Source organism: Luteimonas sp. A478, from assembly GCF_054052025.1.
This window is the reverse complement of sequence record NZ_JBSVRF010000007.1, coordinates 14,795-29,941: the sequence shown is the minus strand read 5'-3', so window position 1 is coordinate 29,941 and position 15,147 is coordinate 14,795. Positions and strand designations below refer to the sequence as shown.

Sequence of the window (15,147 nt, the reverse complement as noted above, 5' to 3'; positions counted from 1 at the left end):
CGTAGGGCGCGCCATGCGCGCTCCTACCGTGGCCGTTTCTCTCAACGGCGCGACAGCAGGAATTCGAAATACGCCAGATCCGCCGGGGTGGTGACCTTGATGTTGTCCTCGCGGCCTTCGATCAGCAGCGGGCGGGCGCCCCTGCGCTCCATGGCCATGGATTCGTCGGTGACCTCGACGCCGGCCGCACGCGCCTTTTCCAAGGCCTGGGAAAGCTGCAGACGACGGAACATCTGCGGAGTCAGCGCGCGCCACAGGCGTTCGCGCGGCAAGGTCCGGTCGATGCCGCCCTCGTCTCCGGCCCGCTTGAGGGTGTCGCGCACTGGCGCGGCCAGGATCGCCCCTACCGGATCGATGCGCCCGCGCTCGATCAGCTGATCAAGATCCGCGAACGCGAGATTGGGCCGCGCGGCGTCGTGCACCAGCACGAAATCATCCGCCCGCACGTCCTCCGGAAGCGCATGCAGGCCGGCCAGCACCGAATCCGCACGGGACTCGCCGCCCACGCAGTGCAGCACCGGCTTGCCTTCCAGCTCACTCCAGCCGGGCCAGTGCGGGTCATCCGCGGCCAGCACCACCACGACCCCGGCTACACCAGGGTGGGCCAGCAGGGCGCGCAGGGTATGGGCCAGCAGCGGCTCGCCGGCCACCTCCAGGTACTGCTTGGGAATTTCAGCGCCGAAACGGCTGCCGCTGCCCGCGGCCGGTACCACTGCCCAGATCACGGCGAAGGCTCCGGCTGCTGCCGCGTCGACGTCCGCACGGCCGGGGCGTCCACCACCCGGTAGAAGGTTTCCCCGGGCCGGATCATGCCCAGCTCACTACGTGCGCGTTCTTCCACGGCCGCCTCACCGGTGGGCGACTTCAGGTCCGCCACTTCGGCGGCCAGCGCGGCGTTACGCTCGCGCAGGCCGTCGTTCTGATGCGCCTGCTGGGCTACCTGGGCGTCCAGCTGCGCCACGTCACCCGCCCCGCCAATGCCGAACCACAGCCGGTATTGCAGCCATCCAAGCAGCAACGCCAGCACCAGCACTACGAGAGCGAGGACGCGCACGGCGGCCGGGCCTTACCGCGGCAGGGACACGAACGCGTCGCGCCCGGCGTAGCGCGCCTGTCCGCCTAGCGATTCCTCGATCCGCAGCAGCTGGTTGTACTTGGCCACGCGGTCGCTGCGACACAGCGAGCCGGTCTTGATCTGGGTGGCGGTGGTGGCCACGGCGATGTCGGAAATGGTGGTGTCCTCCGTTTCCCCGGAGCGGTGCGACACCACCGCGGCGTACTTCGCCGCGTCGGCCATGGCAATCGCTTCGAGGGTCTCGGTCAGGGTACCGATCTGGTTGACCTTGATCAGGATCGCGTTGGCGGTGCCCGAGTCGATGCCCTGGCGGAAGATCTTCGGATTGGTCACGAACAGGTCGTCACCCACCAGCTGCACCTTGTCGCCCAGGCGCGCGGTCAGCAGGTTCCAGCCATCCCAGTCGGCCTCGTCCATGCCGTCTTCAATGCTGATGATCGGGTACTGGCTGCACCAGTCGGCGAGGAAATCGACGAACTGCTCGCCGGTCAGGCGCTTGCCCTCGCCCACCAGATGGTATTTGCCGCTCTCGTGGAATTCGCTGGAGGCCACATCCAGGCCCAGCAGCACGTCCTCGCCTGCGGCGTAACCGGCCTTGCCGATCGCTTCCAGGATGGTGTCCAGCGCTTCCACGTTGCTGCGCAGGTCCGGGGCGAAACCGCCCTCGTCGCCTACCGCGGTGCTCAGGCCGTGGCCCTTCAGCACCGACTTGAGCGCGTGGAAGATCTCGGTGCCCGCGCGCAGCGATTCGGAGAACGAATCAAAGCCCACCGGCAGGATCATGAACTCCTGGAAGTCGACGTTGTTGTCGGCGTGGGCGCCGCCGTTGATGATGTTCATCATCGGCACCGGCAGCACCGGGTCGCGGTCGCCGGCCAGCAGCTTCCACAGCGGGATCTTCTTCGACGCGGCCATCGCATGGGCGTTGGCCATCGACACGCCCAGCAGCGCGTTCGCGCCCAGCCGGCCCTTGTTCTCGGTGCCGTCCAGATCAATCAGGCGCTTGTCCAGGCCGGCCTGGTCGGCGGCGTCAAAACCCTTCAGGGTCTCGGCGATGGTGCCGTTCACATTGGCCACCGCCTTGCGCACGCCCTTGCCCATGTAGCGGGTGCGATCACCGTCACGCAGTTCCACCGCCTCGCGGGCGCCGGTGGAGGCGCCGGAGGGAACCATGGCGCGGCCGAAACTGCCGTCCTCGAGCGTCACTTCCGCTTCAAGGGTGGGATTGCCTCGCGAATCGAGGATTTCACGGGCATGGATCTTGGCAATCTTGGTCATGGTCTCGCTTTGTTACCTCAGAAGGGCAGTGGGGAGGAAAGATCAGACTTCGCGTTCGAGGAAGCCGCCACGCTTGGTGGCGGCATCCAGTTCAACCAGGGTTTCCAGCAGCGCGCGCATCTTCGCCAGCGGCCAGGCGTTGGGGCCGTCGCTGAGGGCTTTTTCAGGTTCCGGATGGGTTTCCATGAACATCCCGGCGACGCCCACGGCCACCGCGGCCCGCGCCAACACCGGGATGAACTCGCGCTGGCCGCCGCTGGAACCGCCCTGCCCGCCCGGCAGCTGTACCGAATGGGTGGCGTCGAAGACCACCGGGCAGCCGGTGTCACGCATCACCGCCAGCGAGCGCATGTCGCTGACCAGGTTGTTGTAGCCGAAGCTGGCGCCGCGCTCGCAGACCATGATCTGCTGGTTGCCGGTGGACTTGGCCTTCTCCACCACTGGCTTCATGTCCCACGGCGACTGGAACTGGCCTTTCTTGATGTTGACCGGCTTGCCGGCCGAGCAGGCGCGCAGGATGAAATCGGTTTGCCGCACCAGGAACGCCGGGGTCTGCAGCACGTCGACCACCGAGGCCACCTCGTCCATCGGCGTGTATTCGTGCACGTCGGTCAGCACCGGCACGCCCACCTGGCGCTTCACCTCGGCCAGGATCCGCAGGCCCTCCTCCATGCCCGGACCGCGGAAGCTGTCCAGCGAGGTGCGGTTGGCCTTGTCGAAGCTCGACTTGAAGATGAAGGGGATGCCGAGCGCCGAGGTGATTTCCTTCAGCTGCCCGGCCACGTCCACTTGCAGCTGTTCGCTCTCGACCACGCAGGGGCCCGAAATCAGGAAAAACGGCCGCTCCAGGCCAACCTCGAAACCGCATAGATTCATGACAAAACCCTGTGTCTGCATGGGTCGGCGCAGGTCACGCCGTGGCTTCCTTCAGCAGCTTGCCACCTGCCTTTTTTTCGCGGGCGGCCCGTACAAATCCGATGAACAGCGGATGCCCACTGCGCGGAGTGGACTGGAATTCGGGATGCGCCTGACAGGCAATGAACCACGGATGGTCCGGCAGTTCCACCATTTCCACCAGCAGGTCGTCCAGGGACTTGGCGCTGACCACCAGTCCGGCGTCCTCAAGCTGGGTGCGATAGCGGTTGTTGAACTCGTAGCGGTGGCGGTGGCGCTCGGCCACCACGTCCTGGCCATACAGGTCATGGGCGCGGGTGCCGGGCTTGATCCGCTGCTCCTGCAGGCCCAGGCGCATGGTGCCGCCCATGTCGCTGTCTTCGCTGCGGCGTTCGATCTCGCCGCTGGTGGTGCGCCACTCGGCGATCAGCCCAATTACCGGGTGCGGGGTCTGGCGGTCGTTCTCGGTGCTGTTGGCACCTTCAAGGCCGGCCACGTGGCGGGCGAAATCCACCACCGCCGCCTGCATGCCGTAACAGATGCCGAAATAGGGAATGCCCTTCTCGCGTGCGTACTTCGAAGCCAGCACCTTGCCTTCGAAACCGCGGTCGCCGAAGCCGCCCGGCACCAGGATGCCGTCCAGCCCGCCCAGCACCGCCTCGGCGCCGTCGCGCTCGATGTCCTGCGACTCGATCCACTCCAGGTTCACCCGGGTGCGCTGGCGCAGGCCGCCGTGGCGCAGCGCCTCGGCCACCGACTTGTAGGCGTCCTTGTGGTCCACGTATTTGCCCACCACGCCGATGGTGACTTCATCGACGGGGTTTTCCGCGGCGTCCACCACGTCCAGCCATTCGGTCAGGTCCGCCTGCGGGGCGACACGGTCGCCCAGCCGCAGCCGCTCCACCACCAGGTCGTCCAGCCCCTGCGCATCCAGCCACAGCGGGATCTTGTGGATGTTGTCCATGTCCACCACGGAGATCACCGCCTTCTCCGACACGTTGGTGAACGAGGCGATCTTGCGCCGCTCGCTGTCGGGCAGCGGCTGTTCGCTGCGGCATAGCAGCACGTCGGGCTGGATGCCGATCGAGCGCAGCTCCTTGACCGAGTGCTGGGTGGGCTTGGTCTTCAGCTCGCCGGCGGCGGCGATGTACGGCACCAACGTCAGGTGGATGAACATGGCCTTTTCCGCGCCGCGGTCGGTACGGATCTGGCGGATCGCCTCCAGGAACGGCAGCGACTCGATATCGCCCACCGTGCCGCCGATTTCCACCAGGCCAAGGTCATAGCCCTGGGTGGCGGCATCGATGCAGCGCTTGATCTCATCGGTGATGTGCGGGATCACCTGGACGGTGGCGCCGAGGTAATCGCCGCGGCGCTCCTTGGCGATCACGCTTTCATAGATCTTGCCGGTGGTGATCGAGTTCTTCCCCGACAGGCGCACGTTGACGAAGCGCTCGTAGTGGCCGAGATCCAGATCGGTCTCGGCACCGTCGTCGGTCACGTACACCTCGCCGTGCTGGAACGGGCTCATGGTGCCGGGGTCGACGTTGATGTAGGGATCGAGCTTCATCATCGTCACCCGCAGCCCGCGGGTCTCAAGGATCGCGGCGAGCGAGGCAGCGGCGATGCCCTTCCCAAGGGAAGAAACAACGCCTCCGGTGACGAAAACAAGTGGTGTAACAGAACTGGGGGATGGCATGGCGCAGCTGGTCGCTGGAAAGCCACATTCTACACCGCGTCCACATCACGCTGCGCTCCGCTGCGGCGGCGGCCGCTGCGATGGCATTGCCTGGAACGGGCCGGGGGAAACGCCGCGCAAAAAAAACGCCCCGCAGATGCGGGGCGCTCCAGAACCGCTGTTCCATCCGTGGATCAGGCCGGATCTTCCTCTTCTTCCTCTTCCTCGGTCTGCCAGGCCTCGGCTTCAGCCTGGTCCACCGTGTCTTCGGCGACTTCAGCCTGGTCCACCGCGTCGGTGGCCTGCTCTTCAGCAGCGGCAGCAGCCGCGGCAGCCTGCTGCGCGGCCTGTTCGGCATCGCGCAGAGCCTGCTGGTCAACTTCCTGGGCGAAAGCGCCCGGCGCGGCGAACGCCGCAGCAATCAGAGCAGTGAACAGAATATTGCGCTTGGTCATTTGTCGTGTCTCCAAAATCATAATGAAGTGGATCGAAAGTGGATCAGTTCGGCCGCTTCCCCTGACAGCGACGATGCGAACCCTACGCACCTTCCACCTTCCCGCAACTGAACAACGATCTCTTAACGGAACGGGCAAGCCCTTGGATCACAAGGGTTTTCCCCAGATGACAAACCGGCGGGGGCGTGAGTGCGCATATGCCTCCCGCTTCAGGTCCGGCGCGCTTCGTCCCGCTGTTCCCGCATCGGACGGCCCAATGCGACTGGTAAGCTAACCGGCCCCTTTTTTTGCAGCGTCCACCGCATGAACGCCCGCTACAACGCCGTCGATATTGAAGTCCTGACCGGCCTTGACCCGGTCAAACGCCGCCCCGGCATGTACACCGATACGTCCCGCCCCAACCACCTGGTGCAGGAAGTGGTCGACAACTCGGTCGACGAGGCCCTGGCCGGGCACGCGAAAGTAGTCGAGGTGACGCTCTACAAGGACGGCAGCTGCGAAGTGTCCGATGACGGACGCGGGATGCCGGTGGATATCCATCCCGAGGAACAGGTTCCCGGCGTAGAACTGATCCTGACCCGGCTGCACGCGGGCGGCAAATTCAGCGACCGCAACTACACGTTCTCCGGCGGCCTGCACGGCGTTGGCGTGAGCGTGGTCAACGCCCTGTCCACCCGCCTGGACGTGGCAATCAAGCGCGACGGCAACGAATACGCAATGTCATTCGCGGCTGGCGACCGCGCCTCCGAGCTCGATGTGGTCGGCACCGTCGGCAAACGCAACACCGGCACCCGGCTGCGCTTCTGGCCCGACCCCAAGTACTTCGATACGGCCAAATTCGCCCTGCGCCCGCTGCGCCACCTGCTGCGGGCCAAGGCCGTGCTCTGCCCGGGCCTGACCGTGAAGCTGTACGACGAGGCCAGCGGCGAGCGCGACGAATGGCGTTACGAGGACGGACTGCTCGACTACCTGCGTGGCGAACTGTCCGGGCGTGAGCTGCTGCCGCCGGAGCTGTTCACCGGCAGCCTGGCCCGCGAGACCGAGATCGTGGACTGGGCTGCAGCCTGGGTTCCCGAAGGCGAGCTGGTGCAGGAGAGCTACGTCAACCTGATCCCAACCGCCCAGCACGGCACCCACGTCAACGGCCTGCGCTCGGGCTTCACCGATGCGCTACGCGAGTTCTGCGACTTCCGCAGCCTGCTGCCGCGCGGGGTCAAGCTCGCACCGGAGGACGTCTGGGACCGGGTCTCGTTCGTGCTCAGCCTGAAGATGACCGACCCGCAGTTCTCCGGCCAGACCAAGGAGCGGCTGAGCTCACGCCAGGCGGCCGGGTTCATCGAGGGCGCCGCCCACGACGCCTTCAGCCTGTGGCTCAACCAGCACGTGGAGCTGGGCGAGAAGATCGCCCAGCTGGCGATCGAGCGCGCCAGCGCGCGGCTCAAGACCGAGAAGCAGATCACCCGCAAGAAGGTCACCCAGGGACCCGCCCTGCCCGGCAAGCTGGCCGACTGCATCAGCCAGGACCTGTCACGGACCGAACTGTTCCTGGTGGAGGGTGATTCGGCCGGCGGCAGCGCCAAGCAGGCGCGCGACAAGGATTTCCAGGCGATCCTGCCGCTGCGCGGCAAGATCCTGAACACCTGGGAGGTCGCGTCGACCAGCGTGCTGGCCTCGGAGGAAGTGCACAACCTCGCCATCGCGATTGGCTGCGACCCGGGCAAGGACGACATCTCCGGCCTGCGCTACGGCAAGGTGGTGATCCTGGCCGACGCCGACTCCGACGGCCTGCACATCGCCACCCTGCTGGCGGCGCTGTTCCTGCGGCATTTCCCTTCACTGGTGGCCGCCGGCCACGTCTTCGTCGCCATGCCCCCGCTGTACCGCGTCGACGTGGGCAAGCAGGTGTTCTACGCCCTGGATGAGGAAGAAAAGCGCCTGCTGCTGGAGAAAATCGAGCGCGAGGGCACGTCGAAGAAGGGCCCCAAGGGCGCGATCAACGTCACCCGCTTCAAGGGGCTCGGCGAGATGAACCCTTCGCAGCTGCGCGAATCCACCATCCATCCCGATACCCGCCGTCTGGTGCAGCTGACCGTGGACGAGGGCCCCGAGACCCATTCACTGATGGACATGCTGCTGGCCAAGAAGCGGTCAGGCGACCGCAAGGCATGGCTGGAAGAAAAGGGCGACCTGGCCACTCTGGAAGTCTGACCCGGGACCAGAGACACGTCTGCGGCGACGCACCGCTCTTGTAGGAGCGCGCCATGCGCGCGAAGCCGCGTGAATCCGGGCGGCTCGTCGTAGCCTCGATTACGTCGTTACGGCCGAAGCCCCCTCGGGCGCCATGTGTCACGCGGCTTCGCGCGCATGGCGCGCTCCTACACGAGACGACGACCTACGCGAGGGCGGCCTGGAGCAGGCGCCGAAGCAGCTCCTGCGCGGCTTCCGCCCTGTCCGGCAGATACTCAAAACTGCACTCATCCATATAGGCGCGCTGACTGGTCTCCATCTGCACCGCCTCGATCCCGCTGGACGGATCGCCGTAATGCCTGGTGATATGCCCGCCCTTGAAGCGGCCGTTGACGACGAAGTCGTAGTCCTTCTGTCCAAGCAGCACCGACTCCATCCGCTGCTGCAGGCCAGGCGTGCAGCTTGCCCCTCCCGCGGTACCCAGGTTGAAATCGGGCAGCCGGCCTTCAAACAGGAACGGCAGCTCGCCCCGAATCGAATGTCCCTCCCACAGCACTACCCGGCCGTGGAGATCGCGCAGCCGGTCCAGCTCCGCCCGCAGCGCCTGGTGGTAGGGCCGCCAGAACGTCTCGACCCGCCACGCGATGTCATCAGGCGTCGGCTCCTGGCCTTCCAGGTACACCGGCTCCCCGCTGAACCGCACCACCGGGCACAGCCCGGTCGTGTTCTGCCCCGGATACAGCGACACATCATCTTCCGAGCGGTTGAGATCAACCACGTAGCGCGAATGCGTGGGCACGATCATCGACGCCCCCAGCTCGCGCGCAAAGGCGTACAGGCGGGCAATGTGCCAATCCGTATCCGGCACGCGCCGCGCCTCCGGCGTCAGCCGCGCCGCAATGTCATCGGGAACGAAGGTACCGTCGTGCGGCACGCTCACCAGCAGCGGCGCCATGCCCTTGTGCAAGGTAAATATGTCCATGCACGCATTGTGCCGGAGAGCAGGACGCCCCACCTCACCGCATCAGCACAAACTCTTCAGCACTGGTCGGATGGATCGCCACTGTGTCATGCAGGTCATCCAGGGTGATGCCACGCTTCAGCGCCACCGCAAACCCCTGCAGGATCTCGTCGGCCGCCTCACCAAACGCGTGGATGCCCACCACACGCCGCTCCTCCCCCACGCACACCAGCTTGAACAGGCTGCGCAGTGGCGTATCCGCCAGCGCCTGCAGCATCGGCCGGAAGCTGCTGCGATACACCTCGACCGCATCACCATGCTGCTCGCGCGCCTGCTTTTCGGTCAGGCCGATGCCACCAAGCGGCGGATGGGAAAACACCACGAACGGAACATCTTTGTAGTCCAGCTTCGAATCCGCCCTGCCGCCGAACACCCGGTCCATCAGCCGCCGCGCCGCGGCGATCGCCACCGGCGTCAGGGTCAGCTGTCCGGTGACATCACCGACTGCGTAGATCCCGGCCGCGCTGGTGTTCTGGTAAGCGTCCACCTGCACCTCGCCCTTTTCACCGAGGGCGACTCCGGCCTGCTCCAGCCCGATGCCCGCGGTGCTGGCCCTGCGGCCGATGGCGAACACCACCTCGTCATACGGCCCGCTGGCCGCACCCGACTCGTCCACCAGCACCAGCCGCCCGTCGTGACCACGCTGCAGCTCCTGCAGTTCGTAATCCAGGTTCAATCCCACGCCCAGGTGACGGTAATTGCCCTGCAGCTGCTCCACCACTTCCGCATCCATCTGCTTGAGCAACCGCCCGCCGCGCGCGAACACATCCGCCCGGCTGCCCAGCGCCTGCAGCATGCCGGCCAGCTCAACGCTGATATAGCCGCCACCAAACAGTGCCACCCGCTCCGGCGCGCGGTCCCAGTCGAAGAAATCATCCGACACCCCGCCGTATTCCGCGCCCGGCACCTCCGGCTTGACCGGATGCGAGCCCGTGGCCAGCAGCATGTGCGGCGCACGCAGCTGCACGCCCCCGGCTTCCACCACGTGCGCATCCACCAGCACCCCGCGATGCGGCACCAGGCTCACCCCGGCCTCGTCCAGCCGGCGGCGATAGCTCTCGTGGATCCCGGAGATATAGCGCTGGCGGTCCACGATGAATTCGCGCCAGTCCAGCTCGGCACGGGCCGGCACGTTGAAGCCCAGCCGCGCCGCCACGTCGATCTTCGCCGCCAGGTCCGCGGCCAGCCACATGGCTTTTTTCGGCACGCAGCCCAGGTTGACGCAGGTACCACCCAGGTCATCCGGCTCCACCAGCGCCACGCGCGCGCCGTGCTCCGCAGCGCGGAAAGCGCCGGCCAGGCCACCAGAGCCCCCGCCGACGACGATCAGGTCGTAATCAAAACCGTTCTTGTCATTCATAAAATCGCGCCGGGTCGAACGGCGCCGGGTCCAGGTGTGGGTCGAGCCCGCAGATCAGTTCAGCCATCAGCCTGCCAGTGGCGGTGCTCATGCTGACCCCGAGCATACCGTGGCCGGTTGCCAGCCAGAGGTGACGATGCCCGGGTGCCCGACCCAGCAACGGCAGGTCGTCCACGCTCAGGGGCCGCCAGCCGTACCACTCCTCCTGCTTCTCCGGGCCGACCGGCTGGTGCAGGTATTGCGCGGCGCCGCGCTCAAGCGCATCCAGCCGCCGCCGGTTGAGGCTGGTGTCATAGCCGGAGAACTCCATGGTGCTGCCAAGGCGAAAGCCACTGTCCCAGGCGCTCACGCACACGCTCGGCCCGCTCAACACCAGTGGATGCTTCGGCACCAGGGCCGGTCGCGAATAGGTGATTGAGTATCCCTTGCCCGGCTGCACCGGCACGCGCAGCCGTAGCGCGCGCGCCATCTGCGGCAGCCAGGCTCCGGTGGCCAGGATCAGCTCGCGCCCGCGGAAGCTGCCGCCGGAACTGCCCACCATGACGCCATCATCATCGGAATCGATCGCGCTGACGCTGCACTGCTCCACGATGATCCCGCCGCGCTCACGCACCGCACGCGCCAGGCCGGCCACGTAGCGGTCCGGGCGCAGGCGCGCATCGCCGGGGAAGCGCACCACCTGCACCACCCCGTCGCGCAGCGCAGGTTCGTCGCGCACATACGCTGCGCCGTTGATGCGCTCGTAGGGCACGCCTATCTCATCCAGCAGCGCCAGCTCGGCACCAAATTCGGCCACGTCCTTTTCAGAGCGGAACACATAGTCCACGCCGGACGGCTCGTATTCGCAGTCCAGCCCGTACCGCTCCACCCACTCGGGCAGCGCGTCACGTGCCGCGGTCAGGATCGCGAGCCTGGCTTCGGCCCCGCGCCGCCAGTCGCGCGGATTGCAGCGTCGGGCAAAGCCGAGCAACCATCTCCACAGGGCCGGGTCGAAGCGGGGTTTCAGGTAGAAGGGCGCGTCCGGCGTGAGCATCCACCGTAAGGCCATCGCCACCGAACCCGGGGCCGACAGCGGCGCTGCGTGGCTGGGCGTGATGGTGCCGCAGTTGCCGTGCGAGCTGCCGCCGCCCACCCGGCCGGCGTCCAGCACGCGCACGCGGCGCCCCTGTTCAAGCAGCGCCAGCGCGCTGGCAAGGCCAATCACCCCGCCGCCGACGACCAGCACATCATCCGTCGCATCCATGCGCGGAGTTTACGCGCCGGAAGACTGCCTGCGCAGCACCGGCCGCGTGCCGTAGGTCAGCCAGCGCCAGAGCCATTCCAGCGGCCCAAAGCGGTAGCGCCCCAGCCACCAGCGGCTGGCGAGCACCTGCAGCACAAACACCACCAGCGCCAGAAGTACCAGCCCGGCCGGATCGACCCTTCCCCACAGGGCCAACCCGTAGCCGTAGAACAGCAGTGAAGCGATCAGGGACTGGCCGAGGTAATTGGTCAGCGCCATGCGGCCGGCCGGCGCCACCGCTGACAGCACCCGCTGGCCGCCGCGTGACTGCCATGCCAGCGCAGCCAGCGCGATGTAGCCAAGCGACAGCGGCAGCGCAGCGAGCTGGTGCAGGCTGGCGGCGAACACGGCGCGCGATTCCACCATTCCATGGGGATGGATGACCTCTATGGAAGCCGACCACAGGGTCAGGCCGAGCCCCAGCGTCAAACCAGACGCCGCAAGACGCACGAAGAAGTACCGGTGCCCGGCCACGTCGCGCAACAGGCCGCTGCGCAGCAGCCAGCTTCCAATCAGGAACATGGCCAGCGCCAGCGGAACGATCAGCACGTTCATGGCCACCACGGTGGAAAAATCGGCCAGCCGCTGCGCGGTGACGGCGGCGAATCCACCGCTGGCGTAGACGCCGGCCGCCTCAAGCCCCAAGGCGCTCTCGGCCGCGGCCTGCGCGCGCATCCCGGCGAGCACGTCGTCCGGCGCCACCATCAGGCCAAGCGCAACAAGCAGGTTCAGGGCCGCACCGGCGGCAAAAATCAGCAGCCCCGCCATCAGCTGGCTGCGCGGGGCAAGGTCGCGGAAGGCAAGCATCAGCAGTCCAGCCACGGCATAGGTATGCAGGATGTCCCCGACCCACAGCAGCAGGGCATGGGCCACGCCCAGGGCAAGCAGCGCCAGCATGCGGCGCACATAGGGTCGGCTGGACACGCCGGCCGCCTGCGCGCGCCCGGCCATCAGCGCGAATCCGGCGCCGAACAGGATCGAGAACATGATCCAGAACTTGCCCGCAACGAATACGTGCAGGCCCCAGGCCAGCGCGTAGTCCACACCCTCCAGTCCGGGCAGGATCCCGCGGTCGAACTCCTGCCAGGGCCTGGTGAACCACGGCAGGTTGACCAGGAAGATGCCGAGCAGGGCGACAGCGCGCAGTGCATCAAGCAGTTCGATCCGCTCACCCGCGGCGGTCGGTTGAAACGGCGTCGAGTACCGGTTCATGGCCGCCCCCCCCCTCTCCGGCCCGCTCAAACTCCCGTCACCCGGCGCATGCGACGCACCAGGTGACGGGGCAACACGGCAGGTCAGTGCTGGTGACCGCCGTCGCCGTGCACGTGACCGTGCTCGATCTCGGCCGCGTCGGCTTCGCGCACCTCGATGATCTCGATTTCGAAGGTCAGGTCCTTGCCGGCCATCGGGTGGTTCAGGTCCACGTCCACCACGCTCATGCCCACCTTCTGCACCGTCACCGGGCGCGGACCGAAGTTGGTGGTCAGTACCACCTGCTCACCCGCGGCCAGGCGCTGCTTGCCGAAGTGCTTCTTCGGCACCCGCTGGGTCAGATCCGGGCGGCGCTCGCCATAGGCGTCGGCGGACACTACGTCGGCGCTGAAGGTATCGCCCGTTTCATGCCCTTCCATCGCCTTTTCCAGGCCCGGAATGATGTTGCCGTGCCCGAACAGGATCGCCAGCGGCTCACCCTCCCTGGAGCTCTCGACCGGCGGCTGGCCAGTCTCGGAAACGGTGTAGTGGAAGCGGACAACGCGGTCCTTTTCGATCTTCATGGGCAACGGTACCTGGTGTGGCGGCAGTGGCCGCGCTTGTTATTGGAAGGTGGATTCGGCCAAGATGCCGGCCGTGAGTACTACGCATTATCCGGGCAGCGGCCGCGCCGCGCCAACCCGACCGTCACGGCGTTGCTGGCAGCTGGCCTGCCTTGTGCTCGTCGCCGCTGCGGTGATGGCCGGCTGCGGGGGCAAGCAGAGCCGCCCGGCTGCCCCGGCCCCGTCCAGCGCATCAAGCAACCAGTGGCCGGTGATGTCCCCCTCCGACCCGACGGCCGCCAATGCAGTCACCATCCGCGCCATCGGACTGGTCGGCACGCCCTACCGCTACGGCGGCAACACCCCCCAGGGCGGGTTCGACTGCAGCGGCCTGGTCAACTATGTCTATAGCGACATGCTTGGCCTTCGTCTGCCGCGCACCACGCGCGATCTGTTCGCTTGGCAAGGGCCACGCATCGCACCCGAACGGCTGGCTGCCGGTGACCTGGTGTTCTTCGGCAGCCGCGGCAGCGTCAGCCACGTGGGCATCTACGTGGGGGAAGGCCGCTTCGTCCACGCACCCAGCAGCGGCGGCACCGTGCGGCTCGATCATCTTGACGGTCATTACTGGCGTGATCACTACACCGGTTCCCGCCGAGTCCTGGGCGGATCCTGAATGCGGGGAGTGGGTTCATTCCGGCCAATTCCCACTGAATCAACCGCGTGAAGATGTGTCGCGCGTCACTCTCATTAACTTGAATTTAACAAGACAGACTCTTTCCTCCGGCACCATCACGCCTCCATGACATATGTGAATCAAGCCGCGTGACGATCGAAGACCCAAGTCAAGGCCGCCAAGCCGCCACCCGAACCTCCGCTTCCCGCCTTCGTCAACGGGCCGCCACCCTTCTCTTCTCCGCACTGCTTTGTGCCGGTGCAGCGCCGGCGTTTGCCGCCACGGGGCTCGCGACCGACAGCGCGGATGGCTTCCCGATTTCGACCTCGATCAGCCAGCAGCTGTCTGACCCGCTGCCTGCCGCCAGCCGCGAACTGCTGTTTGCCGCCGACGTGAACCAGCTGATCACCACCGCGGCGGACCTGCAGATCGATCTGGCGCCCGCACCGCAGACCGCCGTGCGGCAGAGCCTGTTGCAGCGCGGCCTGGCCCTGCTGGGCACGCCCTACCGCTGGGGCGGCACCTCGCCCGAACGCGGCTTCGACTGCAGCGGACTGGTGAGCTACGTGTTCAAGACCACCCTGGGCATCGACCTGCCGCGCGTGTCGCGCGACATGGCCCGCGCCGGCGCGCCGGTGGAGCGCGCCCAGCTGGATCCAGGCGACCTGGTGTTCTTCGCCCTGCGCGGCGGCCGCATCGACCACGTGGGCATCTACATCGGCGAAGGCCGTTTCCTGCACGCTCCACGCACCGGCCGCGACGTCACCGTCTCGGCGCTGGATGGCGGCTACTGGGCCGGCAAGTTCAAGCAGGCGCGCCGCATCGCCACGCACTGAGCAGTGCAGGCAACAGCAGCATGACATCAGGCCGCCTTCGGGCGGCCTGCTCGTTTGTGGACAGTTGCGGCCGGGCGGCGGGCGCGCCTGGTCACCCTGCCGGTGATCCTCAACCTGTCACTGGAGTTCTTCCTTGGCGCCGGCCAGTACGTGCCGCCGCCGGTCAGCAAGGTGGTGGAAGTGGCCGCACTGATCGTGCTGCCGGTGGCCATTGGCATGACCGTACGCGCCTTCGCGCCGGGCTTTGCAGCGAGCATGGCCAAGCCCATCCGGATCCTCTCGGTGCTGGTGCTGGCGCTGTTGATCGTGGCCGCGGTTTCCCAGGCCTGGGAAACCCTGCTGGCGTGGTTTGCGGTGGTCGGCCTGGCGTGCCTGCTGTTCAACCTGATCAGCATGGGGGTCGGCTATGCCGCGCCGCTCACCCTGAAGCTGCCGCGGCCGCAGGCGATCGCCATCGCCATGGAGATCGGCATCCACAACGGCACCCTGGCGATCTTCATCGCCCTCAACGTGCTGGGCAACGCGACCATGTCGGTACCTGCCGCGGTCTACAGCCTGCTGATGTTCTTCACCGCCGCGGGCTTTGCCTGGTGGACCAGCCGGCGCCATGCGACGGCGCTCGCGATCGCCTGACCAGACCGCGTCCGGCTA

15 protein-coding genes are annotated in these 15,147 nt (G+C 66.9%); 4 read left to right on the top strand and 11 right to left on the bottom strand.

Features of this window, described 5'->3' with window-relative positions; genetic code table 11:
* Window positions 1-41 precede the first annotated feature (41 nt).
* The 6 genes from ispD to ACW7G3_RS12780 form a co-directional block, all read right to left on the bottom strand.
* The gene (gene ispD / locus ACW7G3_RS12805) at window positions 42-725 is read right to left on the bottom strand and encodes a 2-C-methyl-D-erythritol 4-phosphate cytidylyltransferase (protein ID WP_456983201.1); all 684 of its coding nucleotides are present in this window, start codon (window positions 723-725) and stop codon (window positions 42-44) included.
* Window positions 722-1,054, bottom strand: a complete 333-nt coding sequence (gene ftsB, locus ACW7G3_RS12800) for a cell division protein FtsB (protein WP_456983199.1) — start codon at window positions 1,052-1,054, stop codon at window positions 722-724. The genes ispD and ftsB overlap by 4 nt, the downstream gene beginning before the upstream one ends.
* Before the next feature lie 12 nt (window positions 1,055-1,066).
* Entirely contained in the window at window positions 1,067-2,353 is a 1,287-nt protein-coding gene (gene eno, locus ACW7G3_RS12795) for a phosphopyruvate hydratase (RefSeq protein ID WP_456983197.1), read from the bottom strand.
* 42 nt (window positions 2,354-2,395) lie between these two features.
* Window positions 2,396-3,229 carry a 3-deoxy-8-phosphooctulonate synthase gene (kdsA, locus tag ACW7G3_RS12790; protein WP_456983195.1) on the bottom strand — a complete coding sequence of 278 codons (834 nt, stop codon included), beginning with the start codon at window positions 3,227-3,229 and terminating at the stop codon, window positions 2,396-2,398.
* A 34-nt stretch (window positions 3,230-3,263) separates the two neighbouring features.
* Window positions 3,264-4,946 carry a CTP synthase gene (locus tag ACW7G3_RS12785; RefSeq protein ID WP_456983193.1) on the bottom strand — a complete coding sequence of 561 codons (1,683 nt, stop codon included), beginning with the start codon at window positions 4,944-4,946 and terminating at the stop codon, window positions 3,264-3,266.
* Between the two features lie 173 nt (window positions 4,947-5,119).
* A complete protein-coding gene (locus tag ACW7G3_RS12780; RefSeq protein WP_456976146.1) occupies window positions 5,120-5,380 on the bottom strand; it encodes a hypothetical protein in 261 nt (86 codons plus the stop codon).
* 303 nt (window positions 5,381-5,683) lie between these two features.
* Between ACW7G3_RS12780 and parE the strand changes: the two genes are divergently transcribed.
* Window positions 5,684-7,588: a DNA topoisomerase IV subunit B gene (gene parE / locus ACW7G3_RS12775; RefSeq protein WP_456983191.1), complete on the top strand. Its 1,905-nt coding sequence runs from the start codon at window positions 5,684-5,686 to the stop codon at window positions 7,586-7,588.
* 184 nt (window positions 7,589-7,772) lie between these two features.
* Here parE and hutG read toward each other — a convergent pair whose 3' ends face one another.
* From hutG to ACW7G3_RS12750, 5 genes are all read right to left on the bottom strand, one after another.
* On the bottom strand, window positions 7,773-8,549 hold the full coding sequence (gene hutG / locus ACW7G3_RS12770) for an N-formylglutamate deformylase (RefSeq protein ID WP_456983189.1): 777 nt from the start codon (window positions 8,547-8,549) through the stop codon (window positions 7,773-7,775).
* Window positions 8,550-8,583: 34 nt separating this feature from the next.
* Window positions 8,584-9,948 carry a glutathione-disulfide reductase gene (gene gorA / locus ACW7G3_RS12765; protein ID WP_456983187.1) on the bottom strand — a complete coding sequence of 455 codons (1,365 nt, stop codon included), beginning with the start codon at window positions 9,946-9,948 and terminating at the stop codon, window positions 8,584-8,586.
* Complete coding sequence (locus tag ACW7G3_RS12760) at window positions 9,941-11,191, bottom strand: NAD(P)/FAD-dependent oxidoreductase (RefSeq protein WP_456983185.1); 1,251 nt, start codon at window positions 11,189-11,191, stop codon at window positions 9,941-9,943. The genes gorA and ACW7G3_RS12760 overlap by 8 nt, the downstream gene beginning before the upstream one ends.
* A 9-nt stretch (window positions 11,192-11,200) precedes the next feature.
* Window positions 11,201-12,442, bottom strand: coding sequence for a DUF418 domain-containing protein (locus tag ACW7G3_RS12755; protein WP_456983183.1), 1,242 nt, complete (start codon window positions 12,440-12,442; stop codon window positions 11,201-11,203).
* A gap of 83 nt (window positions 12,443-12,525) precedes the next feature.
* The gene (locus ACW7G3_RS12750) at window positions 12,526-13,005 is read right to left on the bottom strand and encodes an FKBP-type peptidyl-prolyl cis-trans isomerase (RefSeq protein ID WP_456976158.1); all 480 of its coding nucleotides are present in this window, start codon (window positions 13,003-13,005) and stop codon (window positions 12,526-12,528) included.
* A gap of 175 nt (window positions 13,006-13,180) precedes the next feature.
* Here ACW7G3_RS12750 and ACW7G3_RS12745 point away from each other — a divergent pair, with 175 nt between their 5' ends.
* From ACW7G3_RS12745 to ACW7G3_RS12735, 3 genes are all read left to right on the top strand, one after another.
* Window positions 13,181-13,660, top strand: a complete 480-nt coding sequence (locus tag ACW7G3_RS12745; protein WP_456976202.1) for a C40 family peptidase — start codon at window positions 13,181-13,183, stop codon at window positions 13,658-13,660.
* A 149-nt stretch (window positions 13,661-13,809) separates the two neighbouring features.
* Window positions 13,810-14,496: a C40 family peptidase gene (locus tag ACW7G3_RS12740; protein ID WP_456983181.1), complete on the top strand. Its 687-nt coding sequence runs from the start codon at window positions 13,810-13,812 to the stop codon at window positions 14,494-14,496.
* 54 nt (window positions 14,497-14,550) lie between these two features.
* A complete protein-coding gene (locus tag ACW7G3_RS12735) occupies window positions 14,551-15,129 on the top strand; it encodes a bile acid:sodium symporter family protein (RefSeq protein ID WP_456983179.1) in 579 nt (192 codons plus the stop codon).
* Window positions 15,130-15,147: the final 18 nt, after the last annotated feature.

Coding starts and splice junctions, on each gene's coding strand:
- eno (WP_456983197.1), bottom strand. CDS start 2,353: ATGACCAAGATTGCCAAGATCCATGCCCGTGAAATCCTCGATTCGCGA.
- kdsA (WP_456983195.1), bottom strand. CDS start 3,229: ATGAATCTATGCGGTTTCGAGGTTGGCCTGGAGCGGCCGTTTTTCCTG.
- ACW7G3_RS12785 (WP_456983193.1), bottom strand. CDS start 4,946: ATGCCATCCCCCAGTTCTGTTACACCACTTGTTTTCGTCACCGGAGGC.
- ACW7G3_RS12780 (WP_456976146.1), bottom strand. CDS start 5,380: ATGACCAAGCGCAATATTCTGTTCACTGCTCTGATTGCTGCGGCGTTC.
- parE (WP_456983191.1), top strand. CDS start 5,684: ATGAACGCCCGCTACAACGCCGTCGATATTGAAGTCCTGACCGGCCTT.
- hutG (WP_456983189.1), bottom strand. CDS start 8,549: ATGGACATATTTACCTTGCACAAGGGCATGGCGCCGCTGCTGGTGAGC.
- gorA (WP_456983187.1), bottom strand. CDS start 9,948: ATGAATGACAAGAACGGTTTTGATTACGACCTGATCGTCGTCGGCGGG.
- ACW7G3_RS12760 (WP_456983185.1), bottom strand. CDS start 11,191: ATGGATGCGACGGATGATGTGCTGGTCGTCGGCGGCGGGGTGATTGGC.
- ACW7G3_RS12755 (WP_456983183.1), bottom strand. CDS start 12,442: ATGAACCGGTACTCGACGCCGTTTCAACCGACCGCCGCGGGTGAGCGG.
- ACW7G3_RS12750 (WP_456976158.1), bottom strand. CDS start 13,005: ATGAAGATCGAAAAGGACCGCGTTGTCCGCTTCCACTACACCGTTTCC.
- ACW7G3_RS12745 (WP_456976202.1), top strand. CDS start 13,181: ATGGCCGGCTGCGGGGGCAAGCAGAGCCGCCCGGCTGCCCCGGCCCCG.